The sequence below is a fragment of the Alkalicoccus halolimnae genome, from assembly GCF_008014775.2.
Classification (GTDB): Bacteria; Bacillota; Bacilli; order Bacillales; family Salisediminibacteriaceae; genus Alkalicoccus; species Alkalicoccus halolimnae.
The window spans coordinates 1,844,844-1,864,080 of the sequence record NZ_CP144914.1; the positions used below are offsets into that span (position 1 = coordinate 1,844,844).

General features: G+C 41.0%; 12 protein-coding genes and 1 riboswitch. Of the genes, 9 read left to right on the top strand and 3 right to left on the bottom strand.

Annotated elements, in window-relative coordinates; genetic code table 11:
* Positions 1 to 88: 88 nt before the first annotated feature.
* Positions 89 to 1,021 carry a 4-hydroxy-tetrahydrodipicolinate synthase gene (dapA, locus tag FTX54_RS08445; RefSeq protein ID WP_147802165.1) on the bottom strand — a complete coding sequence of 311 codons (933 nt, stop codon included), beginning with the start codon at positions 1,019 to 1,021 and terminating at the stop codon, positions 89 to 91.
* Between the two features lie 138 nt (positions 1,022 to 1,159).
* Positions 1,160 to 1,348, bottom strand: a riboswitch (Lysine riboswitch).
* A 611-nt stretch (positions 1,349 to 1,959) separates the two neighbouring features.
* Between dapA and FTX54_RS08450 the strand changes: the two genes are divergently transcribed.
* The 5 genes from FTX54_RS08450 (at position 1,960) to addA (ending at position 12,487) form a co-directional block, all read left to right on the top strand.
* Positions 1,960 to 3,081, top strand: a complete 1,122-nt coding sequence (locus FTX54_RS08450; protein ID WP_147802166.1) for an NAD(P)/FAD-dependent oxidoreductase — start codon at positions 1,960 to 1,962, stop codon at positions 3,079 to 3,081.
* 46 nt (positions 3,082 to 3,127) lie between these two features.
* Positions 3,128 to 3,796, top strand: coding sequence for a TVP38/TMEM64 family protein (locus FTX54_RS08455; protein WP_187254421.1), 669 nt, complete (start codon positions 3,128 to 3,130; stop codon positions 3,794 to 3,796).
* A gap of 22 nt (positions 3,797 to 3,818) precedes the next feature.
* On the top strand, positions 3,819 to 5,156 hold the full coding sequence (locus FTX54_RS08460; RefSeq protein ID WP_147802168.1) for an FAD-dependent oxidoreductase: 1,338 nt from the start codon (positions 3,819 to 3,821) through the stop codon (positions 5,154 to 5,156).
* A gap of 244 nt (positions 5,157 to 5,400) precedes the next feature.
* A complete protein-coding gene (addB, locus tag FTX54_RS08465; protein WP_147802169.1) occupies positions 5,401 to 8,874 on the top strand; it encodes a helicase-exonuclease AddAB subunit AddB in 3,474 nt (1,157 codons plus the stop codon).
* Positions 8,858 to 12,487, top strand: a complete 3,630-nt coding sequence (addA, locus tag FTX54_RS08470; RefSeq protein WP_147802170.1) for a helicase-exonuclease AddAB subunit AddA — start codon at positions 8,858 to 8,860, stop codon at positions 12,485 to 12,487. Before addB ends, addA begins: the two co-directional genes overlap by 17 nt.
* 308 nt (positions 12,488 to 12,795) lie before the next feature.
* Here the strand turns inward: addA and FTX54_RS08475 are convergent, their stop codons facing one another.
* Positions 12,796 to 14,397 (bottom strand): ABC-F family ATP-binding cassette domain-containing protein, encoded by a 1,602-nt coding sequence (locus tag FTX54_RS08475; protein ID WP_147802171.1) that lies wholly within the window; start codon positions 14,395 to 14,397, stop codon positions 12,796 to 12,798.
* A 535-nt stretch (positions 14,398 to 14,932) separates the two neighbouring features.
* Between FTX54_RS08475 and FTX54_RS08480 the strand changes: the two genes are divergently transcribed.
* From FTX54_RS08480 to FTX54_RS08490, 3 genes are all read left to right on the top strand, one after another.
* Entirely contained in the window at positions 14,933 to 15,526 is a 594-nt protein-coding gene (locus tag FTX54_RS08480; RefSeq protein WP_147802172.1) for a hypothetical protein, read from the top strand.
* Positions 15,527 to 15,644: 118 nt separating this feature from the next.
* Positions 15,645 to 16,586 (top strand): hypothetical protein, encoded by a 942-nt coding sequence (locus tag FTX54_RS08485; protein ID WP_147802173.1) that lies wholly within the window; start codon positions 15,645 to 15,647, stop codon positions 16,584 to 16,586.
* A 21-nt stretch (positions 16,587 to 16,607) separates the two neighbouring features.
* Positions 16,608 to 17,468, top strand: coding sequence for a gamma-glutamylcyclotransferase family protein (locus FTX54_RS08490; protein WP_147802174.1), 861 nt, complete (start codon positions 16,608 to 16,610; stop codon positions 17,466 to 17,468).
* Between the two features lie 11 nt (positions 17,469 to 17,479).
* Here the strand turns inward: FTX54_RS08490 and FTX54_RS08495 are convergent, their stop codons facing one another.
* Positions 17,480 to 17,995 carry a GNAT family N-acetyltransferase gene (locus FTX54_RS08495; protein ID WP_147802175.1) on the bottom strand — a complete coding sequence of 172 codons (516 nt, stop codon included), beginning with the start codon at positions 17,993 to 17,995 and terminating at the stop codon, positions 17,480 to 17,482.
* Between the two features lie 142 nt (positions 17,996 to 18,137).
* Between FTX54_RS08495 and FTX54_RS08500 the strand changes: the two genes are divergently transcribed.
* Positions 18,138 to 19,205, top strand: coding sequence for a C45 family autoproteolytic acyltransferase/hydolase (locus FTX54_RS08500; protein WP_147802176.1), 1,068 nt, complete (start codon positions 18,138 to 18,140; stop codon positions 19,203 to 19,205).
* The last annotated feature ends 32 nt before the right edge of the window (positions 19,206 to 19,237 follow it).

Here is a 19,237-nt window from a genome sequence, read left to right on the forward strand (position 1 = left end):
AAATAAACACCCTGAAATTCAGAGAATAATTCTAAATTCCAGAGTGCCTGCGGGAGAAAGAATAAGGTTCCTTTTTTCCCCTATTATTTTAATTTATGACTTTCAAAAATTGTTTCTTCAATTGTTTTATTAGACAGCGGATGAATATTAGCTTATGCTGAAGCACCTGAAAGACCAGTTGTTCTTCCTCTGCGGTGAGTGGAGTCATTGGCAGGCGGACAGATCCTGCCTTTACATCGATCATACGCAGGGCGGCTTTCACCGGAGCTGGACTCGGAGCACTGAACATAGCTTCCATAACAGGGACAAGTTCACGATGCAGTTTTGCAGCATATTTCGCATCACCGCGGTTGTAAGCCGCTATCATAGCCTGCATTTCTGTGCCAATAATATGGGAGGATACTGACACTATTCCCTCTGCACCAACAGAAAGAGATGGAAGAGTAAGACTGTCATCTCCGCTGTAAAGAGTAAAGTCGTCCGGCGTAAGCGAAATTACTGCTGTCATATGGTCCAGATCACCACTTGCATCCTTAATGGATTTAATATTCGTCACATCAGATGCCAGGGCTGCTGTAGTATCAGCGTTAAGATGCACACCGGTCCGTCCAGGTACATTATAAAGCATGACAGGTAGAGAAGTTGCATCAGCCACTGTTTTGAAATGAAGGTACATTCCCTGCTGGTTAGGTTTATTGTAATATGGCGTAGAGAGCATTACTGCATCAACACCAGCCTGTTCAGCGAGCAGGGTAAGCTCCACTGCAGCATGCGTGCTGTTGGTGCCTGTACCTGCAATAACAGGTATACGGCCGCAGGTGAATTGCACAGTATTCTTAAATAAAGCGGCTTTTTCCTCATGGGAGAGAGTCGGAGCTTCTCCAGTCGTTCCTGAAACTACAATAGCGTCAGAACCATTTGCAATAAGATGATTAATAAGATCGCGCAGGGCGAGTGTATCGACATTTCCATTTTCATCGAATGGAGTTACCATTGCTGTGATTACTTTTCCAAAGTTCATTTCCTACACCTCTATTCAATATTTTTACCGCTTGGCAGCGATTTTCTTGAATAGAGCTAAATCATTGGCTTGAATGGACGAAAATAAAAAGCACCAGCGAAGAGGGTCCGCTGCTGCTGTAAACATTTCGTTTATTCAGCGTGAGATAGCCCTCCATACAGTTCGATTTAAACTATATGGCAGTACTGTGTTTGTTCAACACAGTCCCAGCCTGAGAATTAAGAGGAAGAATTCCCAGCTTCGGCACGGCTTCCTTTCAGCCTTTATCAAAGGGGCTTCCATCCCCTCAAAAGGTTTAATAATAAGCAGTGCGCCTCTAAACTCACTTCAAAAGTTTTGAAGTAATGTTTTATTGTGAGTTTACTCTAACAAATATGCTCTGTTAATGCAACTATTAAATTTATCAATAGTAATAGATTGTGATACAGAAGTAACTCCGCTAAAATAAGTCTAGACAGTTTTTTATAAAAGCTGTGAAAAAGTATTTCGGTGTTGATACATGTAGAAAACTCCGCTTCAGCTCTGTCGTGGAGAAGATTTTCGGGGTGACGGCGTCCTGCGGGATCTTCCAATCTTTTTTTCCAAAGGCACATTTCTGCTCCGTTTTTCTTCACGGAAAGAGAAGCCCTTCTGCTTTTTATGAAGCTTATTTTTCATTTCGTAAAACCGGTGTCAGGGCAGAGACGCCTGCTGAAGGCGCTCAGATCCTCCCGGTCATCAGGAAAACCGCAATCCTTACCTTAGATAAAAATACGAATATTCATAAAGTTTAGTCTGAAGATCTATTTTTACTAAGACTTTTATTGCGAAATTCATTTGAAGAGAAGCCTCCGGGAAAATGTCTATCTGAAGCGAAGTACTGGACATGGTCCGGATTTTACATTGTCGATTTCTACTATGAAATTGATTCATTAATATGAAAATGATGGGTGATAGGATTGGATAAAATTATTGTGATTGGCGGCGGAATACTTGGTGCTTCTGCCGCTTTTCATTTATCTCTGGAAGGAAAAGATATTACGTTAATTGATGCAGAGCATGAAGGCCGTGCGACATCTGCCGGTGCAGGAATTATTGGACCCTGGCTCTCTCAGCGCAGAAATAAATCCTGGTATAATATGGCGCGAGGGGGGGCCCGTTTCTACCCTGAATTAATTGACAGTCTTGCCGATTTCAATGAAACTGATACGGGTTATAAACGGGTGGGAGGCATTCACCTGCATGATATAGAAGAACGGCTTCAACATAAGTATAAACATGCTCTGAAGAGAAAGGAAAATGCTCCTGAAATTGGAGACATCTCGCTCTTAACTGAAAGTGAAACGAAGTCGATGTTTCCCTATCTCCGTGAAGGATATCGTTCTGTGCATATAACCGGATCGGCCCGGGTAGATGGGCGAGCGTTAAACAAAGCGCTTCTTCAGGCAGCTTCCAAAAATGGTGTGAAAATTATTAAAGGCGAGGCTTCTCTGATTCGCGAGGGAGATACTGTAACTGGTGCTGAAGCAGATGGAATAAAATATTCTGCAGATAAAACGCTCATTACTACTGGAGCCTGGACAAAGAAGCTGCTTGAACCTTCGGGGTTCCAATGTAAAGTGGTGCCTCAAAAAGGGCAGATTATTCATTTCAGGATTCCTGATCGTAATGAGGATTGGCCGGTTGTGATGCCGCATAACGAGTTCTATCTGCTGAACTTCGGGAAGGGGCGCGTTGTTTTTGGAGCCACAAAAGAAGATGATGCGGGATATAATGTTTCCCCGACTTTAGCCGGGCAGCAGCAGATTATCAACGCATGTCTGGAGCTTGCACCCGGCCTGAAAAACGCGGAAATCATTGAAACGCGGGTTGGTCTCAGACCTTTTACTCCGGGATTTCTACCGGTTTTCGGTAAGGTCCCGCAGATGAAAAATGTATATTTAGCAGATGGACTGGGTGCATCCGGCCTGACTTCTGGTCCATTCCTTGGAAAAGAACTTGCGAAACTTGCTCTTGAACTGGAAACAGAATTAAATCCGGAAGACTATGAGCTTCACGATACGATTACCAGTCCCTTTTAGATTAAAATTTAATGAAAAAGGCAATAGAACGAAAAGGAGCACCGATATGAACTTACGCTTATTTTTAAAAGCGTTCTTCTTTATCCTGATTGTGGGACTGCTTTTTTATCTTAATCAATCACACTTGAATTTTAATGCAGAAGATCTGCAGAGATTTCTTGCTTCCTTTGGTATTATGGGGCCCGTTGTATTTGTACTATTATTCAGTCTGCGCCCGTTCATCTTATTTCCTGCTTCTGTCCTGGCAGTTGCAGGAGGTCTGGCGTTCGGCCCCTTTCTAGGTCCGGTGGTAACTTATGCCGGTTCTATAGCAGGTGCACTCCTGTCTTTTCTTTTTATCCGCAGAATCGGCTCTAAAAAACCGTTGAAAAAACATGGAGAAAAAAGAAAGCTGCTTCAAAAGAGGATTGAGGAGAATGGTTTTTTTTACATCGTTTCATTAAGGATCATTCCAGTAATTAATTTTGATCTAGTCAGTTATTTATCAGCCTTATCAAAAGTAAAACTTAAAACATATTTGTCTGCTACAATGCTTGGCATCATTCCCGGTACAATTGCATTTAATTTATTGGGAGCTTCGATAGCAGATTTAACCCCCGGACTCATGGCTGCAACAGCCGCAGTATTCGCAGTTGCCCTTTCTATTCCGATTTATGTAAGGTATCAGCTCCAAAAAAAGAACTTAAACATGGAAGACGTAACTGAAGAAAAGTGACACGTTAGGATGGTGCTGAAAGGTGGAAAAATTTGAAGTAGCTATTATAGGTGGAGGGGTAGGGGGTCTGACTCTGGCTCTTCGTCTCGCGCAGAACAATGTAAAAGTACTTGTTATAGAAAGAGACCAGAATCCGGGGAAAATTTACAAAGGGGAGCTGTTGCAGCCAAAGTCACTTTATCATTTTAAAGAAATGGGTATAGAAGAAAAAATTGTTGATGGCAGTCTCGCTCTCCCTACAATTCATACGTATGAACTTAAACAAAATATGCGGGGGACTATTGAAAAAAGCATGTATATTCCTCTTCACTATGATCGTCTGAAAACGACATTTCCAGAAGCGCGTATGATTCCCCATGAACGTTTGAAAAATATTATATTGGAAGAAGCCAAGTCCTATGAAAAGTTTCACTACTGGAATCCGGCAGTTTTTCAACGTTTTACCAAAGTAGATGAAAAAAGATCTCAGTTTTCAAGAGCTTCTATAAAAAAGAATAAGGAAGAAATAGAGATAGAAGCAGACTTTTTTGTGGGAGCAGAAGGCAGGACTTCTATTATACGGAAAGCTATGAAGCAGAATCTGGTTACTACTCAATATAACCATCATTTTTTAACTGTTACGTTTCCAAGGCCGGAAAATTATCTGGAGGCCAGAATGTATGCTTCGCACAAATCATTTATAGGGATATTTCCCCTGCCTGATAATGAAGTGCGCTGTGTAATGCTCATCAAACCAGGCGATTATAATAAAATGAAAAAAGAAGGGATGAGTGCGTTCACAGAACCTTTTATAAAGTTTGAACCGGAGTTGAAAGATTACGTTACTCAAATTGAGTCATGGAAAAAGATCCAGCTGATGGTTCCTATCCGCCACAATATTCATGAATATGTGAAAGGCAATGCAGCTATTATTGGGGATGCAGCCCACGCAGTCCATCCTATGGCAGGGGAAGGGATGAATCTTGCTATACAGGATGGCGCCATTCTGGGGGACCTGCTCGGGTGGATGTATGAAAAAAATAATCTTAACCCTAAAAACCTGAAAATGTTTGAAAAAGTCCGCAAAAAAAGAGCGGATAGACTTTCATTATTAAGCCATTTTTCTGCTCTTGGATATGCATGGCCTTTTCGATGGTATCAGTTCGGAAGAATGTTTGCACTGAAAAGATTTGAGAGACATCCCATACTGCATTATAAACATATGCTTAATATATCAGGTGTCGGGTGGTGGGCTTATACTCCGATGGATGTTCTCCGTTTTTTCGGTCCGTCTTCCATGTATATAAAACCGATATTTAATAAAAGAAGCAAAAGAGCTATTTTTACTGACGAAGATGATTACCCGTGGCGAACGAAATAACATCAGTTAAAGATATAAACTTTAATAGCAGCAATCTGCAGGGTTTTATAAAGTTCATGGGATCCGGCCGGTTTCTATACAAATTGAACTTAATATCATTTTTAACGTCATGAATGTTTTTATCATGGCGTTTTTGTTTGAATAATTTTATCCGTCGCCCCAGGGAATACTTCAATAAAAGAATAGATTCTGCTACAATAAGTATACGAACATACGCTTGTATAGGGGAAAGAAGGTATTAGTTATGAGTGTGAATTTTCTTGTTGGAAAGTCGGGTACTGGCAAAACGTACAGCATACATACGGAGATAATCCGTCATTGCGAAGAAGATCCATCAGGACCGCCTATTATTCTGCTTGTTCCTGAACAGATGACATTTCAGGCTGAAAGAGAAATATTGGCAAGAGCAGATAAAGCTTTGACAAGGGTTCAGGTACTCAGCTTTCCAAGACTTGCTTACAGAATTCTCCAGGAAGTAGGGGGATTAACGAAAGCACAAATTTCAAAGACGGGTATTCATGCTCTGCTTAGGAAGATTATGACAGAAGAAAAGAATCATCTTGTGCTTTATAAAAACGCCTCTACTACCAATGGCTTTATTGAGCAGCTGGAAAGAATGCTCACAGAGTGTAAACGGTATGAGATGAATGCTTCCAAAATAGAAGAAACGCTGGAAGCACTTGATAAAAATGACAACCCTACAGCAGCAGAAAAAAAACTTCAGGGAAAACTTCATGATTTTTCCATTATTCAAAATAAATCGAATGAATATCTCAATGGACTTTTTATAGAGGCAGAAGATCTACTCAGAATAACTGCAGATTCCTATCACCAGGCAGAAAAATATATGGAAGCGCAGGTTTTTTTAGATGGATTTCACAGTTTTACTCCGATAGAGGAACAGATGGTTCAATCAATTATGAAAGTAAATGACGTTACGATGGCACTCGTCCTTGATAAGCAGCCTTCTGAAAATGAATTGTTGAATCGTTTAGACCTGTTTTATGAAACCGCTGATACGATGCAGCGCTTCATGCAGTTTTTAAAAAAGGAAGACTTTAATATTTATGTTTCTTTATTTCAGAACCCCCTCAGATTTCATACAAAAGGTCTATCTTATTTGGAAGAACATATAGAAAAATTCCCGATTACACCGACACATAGGAATGAAGGAATTTATTTGTGGGAAGCGATCAGCCGCAGAGCAGAAATAGAGCATACTGCCAGAGAAATAGACCGTCTGGTACGGGAAGAAAATTACCGATATCAGGACATTGCTCTCATGACCCGCAGTACAGATAAATACCGCAGTTATATTGAAACTATTTTTCCACTTGAAAAGGTCCCTTTTTTTATGGATAGTAAACGATCAGCACTGGATCATCCTCTTTCAGAATTGATCAAATCTTCCCTGGAAATAATAGATAAAAATTGGCCGTATGAGGCGGTTTTCAGACTTATAAAAACAGAATTTCTGTTTGAGCATATCGGCGGAAGTGAAAGAGAAGAAGCCGATTTACTCGAAAATTATGTACTCTCCAGAGGGATAAGAGGCAGACGCTGGTACGATGAAAGAACGTGGGAAATATCAAAAAACAGTGATGCGGAAATGAGGCAGTTTGAAAATGAAAAGCTTGATGACCTGCGCAGGAGAATCACTGCACCGCTTCTGGAATTTCAGAACGAAATAAAAAAAGCTGAGACGATTAAAGATTTTGGGTACGCCTTATACAACTTCATAGAAACAGTACACATTCCTGCAAAACTTCAGCATATGCATGACTATTCAGTTCAGACTGAAAGACTATCTGAAGCAAGAGAGCATGAACAGATATGGAAAGAAATTATAAAACTGCTTGATGATATCGTTGAAATCAGTGGAAATGAGAAGGTTTCATTGAAAGTTTTCCGGGAAATGATTGACGCGGGTCTGGAAGGAATGTCTTTTTCCGTCATTCCCCCTGCATTTGATCAGGTATTGATCGCCGATGCAGAGACTTCCCGCCTGCAGCATATTAAAGCAGTATTTTTAGTAGGCATGAACGATGGAATATTTCCACAAAAACCGGATGAGAGCGGAATACTGTCGGAAGAGGAAAGAAGTTATATGCTTAAAGCCGGACTCCCGCTGGCACCTGGAGCGGAAAGTCTTCTTATGGGAGAATCCTTTCTTTTTTATCGTGCCGTCTCACAGGCCGGCTCGCGTCTTTATACATCCTGGGCACTGCAGGATGCAGAAGGGAGCAAGCTTCAGCCTTCCATTTACATCTCCCAGCTTACGGATATGTTTCCAGACGCTCCCATAGTAACGAAATTTGAATCCCCGCAGGAACATGAAGGAGAAGCTGCGGCCGCCTTTGTAACGAATCCGGATCGTGCTCTCACTTATATGACGGTTCAGCTTCAGCAGTGGAAGCAGGGATATGCGATTCATCCGGTGTGGTGGCAGGTTTATGACTGGTTTGTCCAGGAAAAATACAGCAGTAAGTTCAGGACTCTCTTATCAAGCCTTACCTATCGTAATCAGCCGAAGAAGCTGAAAAGAAACCTGTCTAAAAAATTGTACGGCAAAAAGATAAATGCGAGTGTTTCCCGCTTTGAACAATTTAATGCCTGTCCATTCTCCCAGTTTGCAAAATATGGGTTAAAGTTAAAGGAACGAGAAACGTTTAAATTAGAAGCTCCGGATATCGGACTGCTCTTTCATGCGGCTTTAAAAGATGTAACAGAAAAAGTCCGCGAAGAAAAACTGGATTTAACCGAGTTGTCAAAAGCGGAAGTTACCCATTATGCAAACGAAGTGGTGGAAGCACTGGCTCCCCAAATTCAGCGGGAAATTTTCCACAGTTCGGACAGGTATAAATATATTCTTCATAAATTAAAAGATGTTGTCTCCAGAGCAGCCTCTATCATGGCGGAGCAGGCTAAGAGGAATGCATTTGTACCTGTAGGACTGGAGTTAGGCTTTGGTCAGGGACAGACTATGCCTCCGCTTACTTTCACGCTGGACGACGGAACGATTATGGAAGTTTCCGGAAGAGTTGACAGAGTCGATAAAGCGGATTCCTCCGGAAATGTTTATCTGCGTATCATAGATTATAAATCAAGTCCTAAAGACTTGAAGCTTGATGAAGTTTATTATGGATTGTCTCTGCAGATGCTTGTATATCTTGACGTAGTCGTTTCTTTTGCGGATCAGTGGCTCGGTGTGGAAGCGGATCCGGCAGGAGTCCTTTACTTTCACGTTCATAATCCAATCCTGAAGTCTGATCAGCGTCTTACGCTTGAAGAGATTGAAGAAGAGCTGTTTAAACAGTTTAAAATGAAAGGGCTGGTCAGTGCTGACAAAAATGTCATAGCAGCTACGGACACGTCTCTGGAGACAGGATGGTCGGACATTGCTCCGATAAGGCTGAAAAAAGATGGAGAAATAGCTGGAGGCTCAAAGGTTGTAGACCCAGATGATTATAACCTGCTCAGGGAATTTATCCGCAGTCATATGGCTGATCTTGGTCAGCGCATTTCTGACGGGGACGTTTCTCTTACTCCATACAGAAAGAAACAGCAGATACCGTGCACATTCTGTTCCTATCAGTCTTTCTGCCAGTTTGATCCTTCACTGGAAACTAATAATTACCGTATTCTGCAGGAAAAATCAGCGGACGAAGTGCTGGATAAAATAAAGAAAGAAGGTTTTTCTGATGGAATGGATACCTAAGCCCGAGGGCGTTTTCTGGACAGATTCCCAGTGGGAAGCCTTAGCCAGGGAAGAAAAGCCGCTTCTTGTAGCAGCAGCAGCCGGAAGTGGAAAAACAGCGGTGCTTGTGGAACGTATTATTCGTAAAATAACGGATGAAGAAACTGCTGTGGATTTGAACAGGCTGCTGGTTGTAACTTTTACAAATGCAGCTGCAGCGGAAATGAAACAGAGGGTAGGAAAAGCAATAGAGAAAAAAATTACTGAACAGCCGGCTTCTTCACACCTGCGCCGTCAGCTCTCACTGTTGCAGCGTGCCGACATTTCCACACTTCATTCTTTTTGTATGCAGGTCATACGTACGTATTACTATGAAGTGGACGTGGATCCTCATTTTCGAATGCTGGATGAGACAGAAGCTCAGCTTTTAGAAGAGGAAGTGATGGAGGAGATGTTTGAAACTGCTTATGCAGAGGATAAGCAGTTCTATATGCTTGTTGATTATTTCACAGGTGACCGGACAGATGAGCAGCTGAAGAAATTGATTCTCGACCTTTATCACTTTTCCCGGTCGCATCCGAATCCTTCAGCCTGGCTGGACAGCATTCTTGAAATTTATAATAATGCAGACCAAACTTCCTTTAACTCCCTATCGTGGGTAAAAGAAGCGAAATCCTATATTACCGATTCCCTGAAATCAGCAGAAGCTGAATATAACCGTGCCCTCGCTGCTGCGCGGGCTCCGGGAGGTCCTTATAAATATGTGGAACTTCTGGAAGAGGAATATGCAAAAATTATAAAAGCATCCGCACAAGGAGACTGGGAAGATCTTTATAGTTGTATGCAGGAAATTACGTTTAAAAAAATGCCGTCTATTAAAAAAGCCGATACAGATATAGACAGTGCTCAAAAAGAGCATGTAAAACTCATCAGGGATAAAATTAAAAAGCAGATCAATGAATTATTTACCGTCTATTTTTCTGCTTCCCCCGCCTTGATCATTGATGATATGAAATCGATGGCGCCGGTAATACAGCTGCTTAATAAATACGTGAAAAATTTTTCCGAACAAAATCAGCTTGCTAAACTCGAAAAAAATGCGCTCCATTTCAGTGATTTAGAACATTACTGTTTGAATATTCTCAGTTTAAAAGGGAATTATTCCAATCCTTCCAATGTTGCGCTGCAGTATCAGGCCCAGCTGCAGGAAGTATTGATTGATGAATACCAGGATACAAACTTTGTGCAGGAAGCTATACTTATGCTTTTATCAGGAAGAAAAAATTTATTTATGGTAGGAGACGTTAAACAGTCGATTTATCGATTCAGACTCGCTGAGCCAGGCCTTTTTCTGAATAAATATAAAAATTACGGGAAGGAAGAGGGAGTAAGAATTGATCTTTCCCAGAATTTTCGAAGTAGAGGCGTGATTATCAATTCAGTAAACTATATCTTTAATCAGATCATGAGTGAGTCTCTTGGGGAACTTGATTATGATGAAGCCGCATCTTTAAAACAGGGAAACTTCTCATTTCCTGAAAATGACGACAAAAGTTCAAAAATTATTCTGGTCGACCCTGAAAAAGATAAAGTATACGAAGAGGGCGAAGATGAACTGGAAACGTCTCAGTTGGAAGCAAGAGCCACAGCACAGGAAATCCGCCGTATGATAGATCGAAAATTTTCGGTTTATGATAAAGAAACAAATGCTTCCAGACCGGTTAAATACAGAGATATCGTTATTTTAATGCGCTCTATGCCATGGGCGGAAACGATTATCGAAGAATGCAAAAATGCTGAAATACCAATATTCGCAGATTCAAGTACAGGATATTTTGAAGCAGTAGAAGTTAAAGTAATGCTCTCTCTTCTGCAGATCATTGATAATCCATACCAGGATATTCCTTTGGCTTCTGTTTTGCGCTCCCCCATATTTTCCTACACCGAAGATGAACTGACGGAGATAAGACTTTTTGCTGAAGAAGCTGATTTTTATTCAGCTTTAAAAGAGGCGGCTGCAGCTGACTATCTGTCCACGTCGGATGTTGTACAAAAAATTTCCTCATGGAGGGATGCAGTAAAAACGAAGGGACTTTCGGAATTTGTCTGGCAGCTTTTTGAAGAAACCGGGTATATCGAATATGTAGGAGGGATGCCGGGAGGAAAACAGCGTCAGGCTAATCTCCGCTCCCTTTATGATCGTGCCAGAACGTATGAACAGACTTCTTTTCGAGGATTGTTTCGTTTCCTGCGCTTTATTGAAAGAATGCGGGAACGTGGAGATGATCTTGGAAAAGCGCGTGCCATTGGAGAACAGGAAGATGTTGTTCGTCTGATGACTATTCACAAAAGTAAAGGCCTGGAATTTCCAATTGTCATTATTGCAGGATTAAATAAGCAGTTCAACATGATGGATTTAAATAATTCTTATCTTAAACATAAGGATATGGGACTGGCCGCCAGATTTATTGATCCTGAAAACAGAGTTTCGTACCCAACTATGTATTTTTATGTTGTGAAAGAAAAACTGCGCAGAGAAATGCTTGCCGAAGAAATGCGGATCCTTTATGTGGCCATGACCCGTGCTGAAGAAAAGCTGATTATGACTGGAACTGTCAAAGATTTTGACAGTGCTATAAATGGATGGGCTTCCCATCTGGGGGAAAACGGGGTGCCTGAGGAAGTCAGGTCCCGGGCAAAAACATATTTTGACTGGATCATGCCTGCTTTATTTAATCATCCTGATGCGGCAGAGACGCTTACTTCAGCAGGTGTTCAGCCCATTAAAACAGATGAAGATGATTCTTCCTGGTCAATTGAACGCATTCAAGCTTCTGAATTGATCTCTTCAGCTCCTGCAGCCGTCCATCAAAAACAGGAACTGCTTGATAAGGTAGTGTCAGGACAAGCAGCAGGGGAAGATACGTCGTATGTCGATCGTAAATTTTCATGGAAGTATCCTCACCGAAAAGCTACAGTAACGGAAGTGAAAAAGTCAGTTACCGAGCTGAAAAGATTTGAAGAAGATGCTTACTCTGATAGAAGCTGGGCGCCAAAGGAACCCTCTTTTCAACGCCCGGCTTTCATACAAACCACTTCTCAATCCTCTGCTGAGATAGGGACTATTATGCATGCTGTTCTTCAATATATTGATTATCAGGCATCTTCGGAAAAAGAGATTGATATGGAATTGGGGAAAATGCTGGCGAAAGAGCTCCTTACGACAGAAGAGGCTGATCAGGTGGATAAAAAACAGCTCCTTGATTTTTTAAACTCAGAAACTGGAAATCACTTAAAAAATGCACTCTGGATTGAACGAGAAGTGCCATTCACCTATAGTGTGCCTGCATCCCGATTTTATCCGGATTGGGAGGGAGAAGAAGAATTTCTTTTTGTACAGGGAATTGTTGACTGTGTTTACAAGAGTCAGGATCGTTCACTTCACATACTCGATTACAAAACGGACAAAATAACAGGTAAATTTAAAGATCATACGAAGGCAGCTGAATCTGTAAGAGAAAGATATCATTTTCAGCTTTCTCTTTACAGAGAAGCATTGGAATCTGCTTGGGACACACAAATTCAGTCGTGCGGGCTTTATTTATTAGAAGGGCGGTTTTACGCTGGGATATAGAAAGAACTGTTGAATTACTGCAATTATGAAGAATATCTGCAAACAGTACTCAATAACAGACTTGGTTCTTACGTATATAAAAGGGATCATTCCTGCTCTTTTATCATTTATAGTCTGCGTCCTCCTTTTAAAAGCCGCAGGAACAGGCATGAGCAGTTTGAGATAATGAGTTTAATTTAGATTTATTGGAAAATATAGCTTCGTACCTCCAAGTTTGCGTAAGAGCCAAAGACTTTATTTAACACAGCTTATATAAAAAGGATCCGCTGATTTAATCAGTGGATCCTTTTTATATTATACAACTGTTATTAAACGTTTGCTTTCATACGTTCCTGGACGTATTCATCATACGTTATTTCTTTGTTGTAAGCACCTTCGTCCTGGATTTCCACAATTCTGTTGGCCAGTGACTGATTAAACTGGTGGTCGTGGGTAGCGAAAATAAGAGAACCTTTAAAATCGACCAATCCATTATTCAATGCTGTAATAGATTCAAGGTCAAGGTGATTCGTCGGTTCATCAAGCAGGAGTACATTCGCACCTGAAAGCATCATTTTAGAGAGCATACAACGGACTTTCTCTCCTCCAGAAAGTACTGCTGGACTTTTTTTGGATTCTTCTCCCGAAAAAAGCATTCTTCCGAGAAAACCGCGTATAAACGTTTCAGACTGATCATCAGGAGAATACTGGCGGAGCCATTCAATCAGGCTCCCTTCTTTGCCACTGAAATAAGCAGAATTATCTTTCGGGAAGTAAGAGCGTGTCGTAGTTATACCCCATTTGTACGTTCCGCTGTCAGGTTCAATTTCTCCCATTAAAATCTGCATCAGCACAGTTTTAGCCTGTTCATTAGGGCCGGTAAGAGCCACTTTATCCCCGGGCTGCATAGTGAAACTGACGTTGTTTAAATACGTTTTTCCATCAATGGTTTTGGACAGATTCTCAACTGTTAACAGGTCATTGCCTATTTCCCGTTCTGGTTTAAAAGCAATATAAGGATATTTTCTTGAGGAAGGTTTGATATCTTCCAAATCAATTTTATCCAACAGTTTTTTTCTGGAAGTCGCCTGTTTGGATTTAGAGGCATTCGCACTGAATCGGGCCACAAAGGATTTCAGTTCAGCAATTTTTTCCTCTTTTTTCTTATTTCGTTCCTGAGCCATTTTCGAAGCCAGCTGGCTGGATTCATACCAGAAATCATAATTGCCGACATAAAGCTCAATTTTTCCATAATCGAGGTCAGCTATATGCGTACAGACATTATTTAAAAAGTGACGATCGTGGGAAACAACGATAACAGTATTCTGAAAATTCATAAGGAAATCCTCGAGCCAATGGATAGCTTCAATATCCAGTCCGTTTGTCGGCTCATCGAGAAGGAGAACTTCCGGATTCCCAAATATAGCCTGAGCTAAAAGAACTTTTACTTTGTCACTCTCTGTAAGTTCAGCCATTGTCATGTAATGTTTGGCATCTTCTATTCCTAGACCCTGAAGAAGGACGGCAGCATCGGATTCTGCTTCATAACCGTTCATTTCTGCAAATTCTCCTTCAAGTTCCGCTGCCCGCATGCCGTCTTCGTCGGAGAAATCAGGTTTCATATAAATCTCGTCTTTTTCTTTACGTACTTCGTACATTTTCTGGTGACCCATCATAACTACTTCGAGAACCTGTTCTTTTTCGTAGGCGTAATGGTCCTGCTTAAGCACTGCAAGACGGGCGTCCTTAGCTAAAGACACGTTCCCGGACTGAGCATCAATCTCTCCGGAAAGAATTTTTAGAAAGGTGGATTTACCGGAGCCGTTTGCTCCGATCAAGCCATAGCAGTTGCCCGGCGTGAATTTAATATTAACGTCTTCGAACAACTTCTGGTCGCCGAAACGTAAGCTTACATTGGAAACTTGCATCATAATTATCTCATCCTCTTCTTAAACATACTGACGAAAATTATAACATCTTTTTAGAAGAATTACGAATACAGATGACATTTCATCTTTTCAAAATTATTTCTGTTTCATTCACCCGTAAGTAAGGATGAATGCACCCCGTAAGAATGTGAGTTAAGTAGATGTTTTTGTTTCCAAAGCGGGACTTTCCCACAAGGACAGGGGGCACGTGTTCGTATGGATAAACGCCTGTTAGACAAATCCCCGTCCAACAGGGTTTTTAATAACTTGTCCGGCTCCGAGCGTGCTTTCCAGAATGTCTCAATATACTTTTTGAAACAACCTCTTCCAAAAAATTCGGGTCACTTATTTTGAAATAGGACACTGATCCACCTGCTGAAATTTAGATTTTCGGAATCCATGATGAAAAGGACATAAAAGTAAAATCGATAAAAAAAGGAATTTGACTGTACTCTATAAAGTTTACTTTAACTATTTTAAGGTAATAGTAAATGAGATCAATGATCAGTAAAAGTAAGCAGAAGAGAGTGATAGCAAGATGAACGAACTGCATAACCAATATGAACACATAAGCCCTATGGAAGAAAAAATCATTTATTTTATTGAAATAGTTACAAGAACGGACCTCAACAGCTCCTGGCATCATTTTGATTTATTGTTTGAGGACCGCTCGGATGTAATCAACAATAAAGAAGACTTTAAAAAATACCGGAAGTTTCAAGTATATTATAAGCATAAATTATCTTATGAGGGTCATGTTTACTGGAAATATCCCGAAAGAGCTGGAGATCGATTATCAGCTGTTATATCTGTAAAATTCGATAAAATCCTTCGGGGTGGGGAGAGCGATTTAATTCAGCAGGATATTCAATTTGAAATTGACATGATGGAACATATAACTGAAGAAGGCAATGATTTTTTTATAAAAGAAGTTGAACTTCCTTCTTTTCTTAGTGACTATGACAAAAAAAGAATAGCGATCATTTTAAAAAAATGGGGAGTACATCCTCCTTTCAAACTTTCTTTAGAACAAGTCGATCCAGGACAAGTGGAAACTTTTATTAAATTTCTAATATCTGCTGCGATACTGCTTAAAGCGGGCGGCCAGAGATACAGCACTGCTGAATCATAGACCCGTGCATTTTTAAACGCGTTCCATATCCAGGTGGAACGTGTTTTAGTTTGTTTGCATGAACAGGGGCCTGTGCGTAAAATATTATACATATACTTAACTAAACAGGAGGCAGCTCATGGCTGAAAAAAGTTTAAATGAACAGATTACGGAGGTTATAGAAAAAACACGATTAAAAAAGAAATGGTCTGAGCATCAGGAAAGACTGGCAGAAGCTCTAATTAACAACAAAATAACTGCTGAAAATCTGAAAATGGAATTGGATAACCACAATCTCCAGTATAAGGACTTGCTCAACATACCGATCGTAAAGCTTATCAGCTCGACTGCTGAAGAAAATCATGATCAACTCTCCCACAGCCAGCTGAAATCGATTGAGTGGAAGCTCTTATATCAGGAAGCATTACGCAATATGGAAGAATTAGAAAGAGAAAGAGTTATGTATGAGGAGCATGCTATGCAGCTGAAGGATGTAAAAACAGCTGGTAAACTGCTGGAAGATAAGAAAAACGAAATGATTTTAAACGAATCTTCTTTATGGAGTGATGACTTATATAATACAACTGTCCAGGAAATAAACATTATGGGAGAGCTTCAGGAGCTGTATGACGCCGTTGATGCAGGTGAACATGCCTACTATTCTTTGGAAGACACACGGAAAGCTCTTGATAAAGCCTCCAACTGGTCCGTTTTTGATATGTTAAGCGGAGGTATAGTGACTGCTTATATGCAGCAAAGCCAGCTGGATGATGCAAAAGAGTCCCTGCATCGTACTGCGAGAAGGTTGAGACAGTTTCAGGATGAATTGATCGATATCGAACAGCACCAGACCGGTGATATGAACATTGGAACGCTGCTATCTAATATCGAGAATTTTTACGGAGACATTATTGTTTACTGGATAGTAAAAGATCAGATAAATGACGCCGTAAAAAAAGTTTCTGCCGTTCAATCAAGTGTGAGCGAACTGGTTAATGAGTTAAAAGAACGCAGCAGCCAATTGGAAAGTCGAAGAGAAGAGGTTTCACTCAAAAGAATACGTTTAATTGGGGAAGCATAACAGAACAGGAGGCTTTCTATTATGAAAGTGTTTGTTTATGGAACCTTAAGAGAAGGATGCAGCAATTCCTTTCTGCTGGAAAACTCCCGGAAAATTAGCAGCCAGGCTTATCTTGAAGGAAGGCTGGATGATACTGGAAATGGCTATCCAGGTTTAGTAGAAGATCCGTCTGAAGTCTGCTGTGGAGAACTTTATGAAATAAATGAAGAGACACTGAGAAAGCTTGATGACCTAGAAGGGTACAGGGAGGGAAGACGTGAGAACCTATATGAACGGACGGTTCGTTCGGTAAAGACGGCTGATGGAAAAGAAGAAGCGTATGCCTATATTTATAATTATCCGTCCCAGACAAAGGGACCCATCCCATTCAACGACTGGAAAGTTCATGAACTTCTTCAGGAGGACAGTATGTTGATTCCTTATTTCGCATACGGCTCATGTATGGATACAAAACGTCTTGAAAAAGCGGGAGTTCTGCAGGATTTTAACAATTGGGCGGCAGGGGTGCTGAACGGTTATAAATTGACCTATTCATTGCTGCGATCTGACGGAGGACGTGCGGATATTGAAGAAAGTGAGGAACTTACAGAAGGTATATTGTATTTTGTTCCCCACCGTTCCATAAATTATTTATTTAAAAGAGAGGGAGTTCATAAAAAGATATACAGGCCTGTTGCTGTAGAAGTTAAAACAGATGATGGAATTTTTTCGGCTTTAACTTTTACTGTAATTAATAAACAGCACTCTACCTCTCCACCGTCACACTACGCTGAAGAAATTTTAAGAGGATGCCGGCGAGGCCTCACACCGGAGTATGTGAAAAAAGTAACCAGTCAATTGGAGAAATTATCTCAAATGACTCACCCGGAAGAACGTTACTAGTTCTCCGGGTGTTATTGATTTTCCCAGAAAATATAGCCTGTTTTGGTGGCACTGTCCAGCTGAACCTGAAAGTTATGCTTTTCGTAAAAGTGTTTTAAACGATCATTGTGATTCCAATCCCGTTCAGAAATTACTCCTGTGACAACAGGTACATTTTGTTCTCCAGCATACTCCTGAAGGTGGCGCATACAGACCGAGCCATAACCGCGGTCGGCTTCACCTCTTATGTCGTCTATAAAAATTTCATCATTTTTATAAGTTGCATGAATAGAAAACTCCCAGTGTCCCTGGAAAGGTTTATTGCACGAATGAGCCATTACCTTACAGAAACAGCCGTCATCTTTTGAATAGATGACCAGCCATTCGTCTGAATTCGTACGATCTATACCGAGAATCCGGAAATCTTTAGCTATTTTTTTAATATTATCCTGCATACGTAAAATTTGAAATTCAAAATCTTCATATTCATGGACAAGTGTCTCTTTGTCTTTGTTTGTTTTTGGTTCCTCTAAAAAAGCAGAGTACATGAAGATCACTCCTAAAAAATTCTTTTACAAGTACGCTATTGTAAAAGATTCATACGGTGAATTCAAGTCAAATTTGTTTATTCCTGAAAGAGGGACCGCTATAATTTGAATCAGCACTTAAATAACGGAGCAGGTGAAACTTATGGAAGCTGGTATCGAAGCAATTCAGGGGAGGGGCAATGCCTATGATTTCGGGCTCAAACAGGCTGAAGAATTAAAGCAGACAGCCCTCTTTCAAAGACATATGAAGAGAAGAAAGAAATCCATCCGCAGATATACGACAGACTTTTTGGAAACTAAATCATGGGTGAGATCATTGACGCCGTTATTATGGGAAGAGTTAAACGGTCTTGCAGATGGTTTAAACTGGAGAATAGAGGATGTTATTCATGAATATGGAGGGTATCAGCAGAGCTGGATCAAAAGCGGGTGCAGTGCCATGATGAAGTCGGGAATCTATGCGCGGAACTATGATTATCATCCCAAAACATACGATGGGAGATTTGTGCTCTGGCAGCCGGAAGAAGGCTATGCCCATATAGGATTTGCACAGAGAATAATCGGCAGAATGGATGGAATGAATGAACATGGTCTGGCCGTAGGTTATCATTTTGTAAACCGTGTATCGCCTGAAGACGGTTTCATTTGCTGTTCGATTGCAAGACTCGTCCTCGACTCCTGCAGAAATATCGAAGAAGCGGTCGAAGTATTGACAGAGCTCCCTCACCGTCATTCCTTTAATTATTCCCTTGCAGATGCCTCCGGCTCAAGCGCTGTAGTGGAAGGATCAGCAAAAGGGACCTCTCTGCTGAAAGACCATGGAGACGTGTGCACAAATCATTTCAGATCGCCCGGGAAATCAGCTGAAAACAGGCATCGCACAGAGGAGTCAGAGGCGAGGCTCCACAGGCTAAGCGCGCTGCTCGAACAAAATCCGGATCGAAGGGAAATGTTTTCCATGCTCAATGACCTTTCGTTTAATATTGCAAAGACGGATTATAAAAACTGGTCAGGTACAATTCACACAGCTGTATATGATACGGTTAATCAACATGTGCTGGCAGGTATAGGCGTCAATGCGAAACCGGTATCTATTTCATTTAAAAACTGGCTGAAGGGAGAGCGTTTTATTGTTAAAAAGCTGCGGGGAAAGATTACTCATTTAGAAGACAGTCAGCACCTGAGAGCAGATACCGCTCGAATACGCTGAGTAACTGCCTGCGGGGTAATACAACAGAGGAG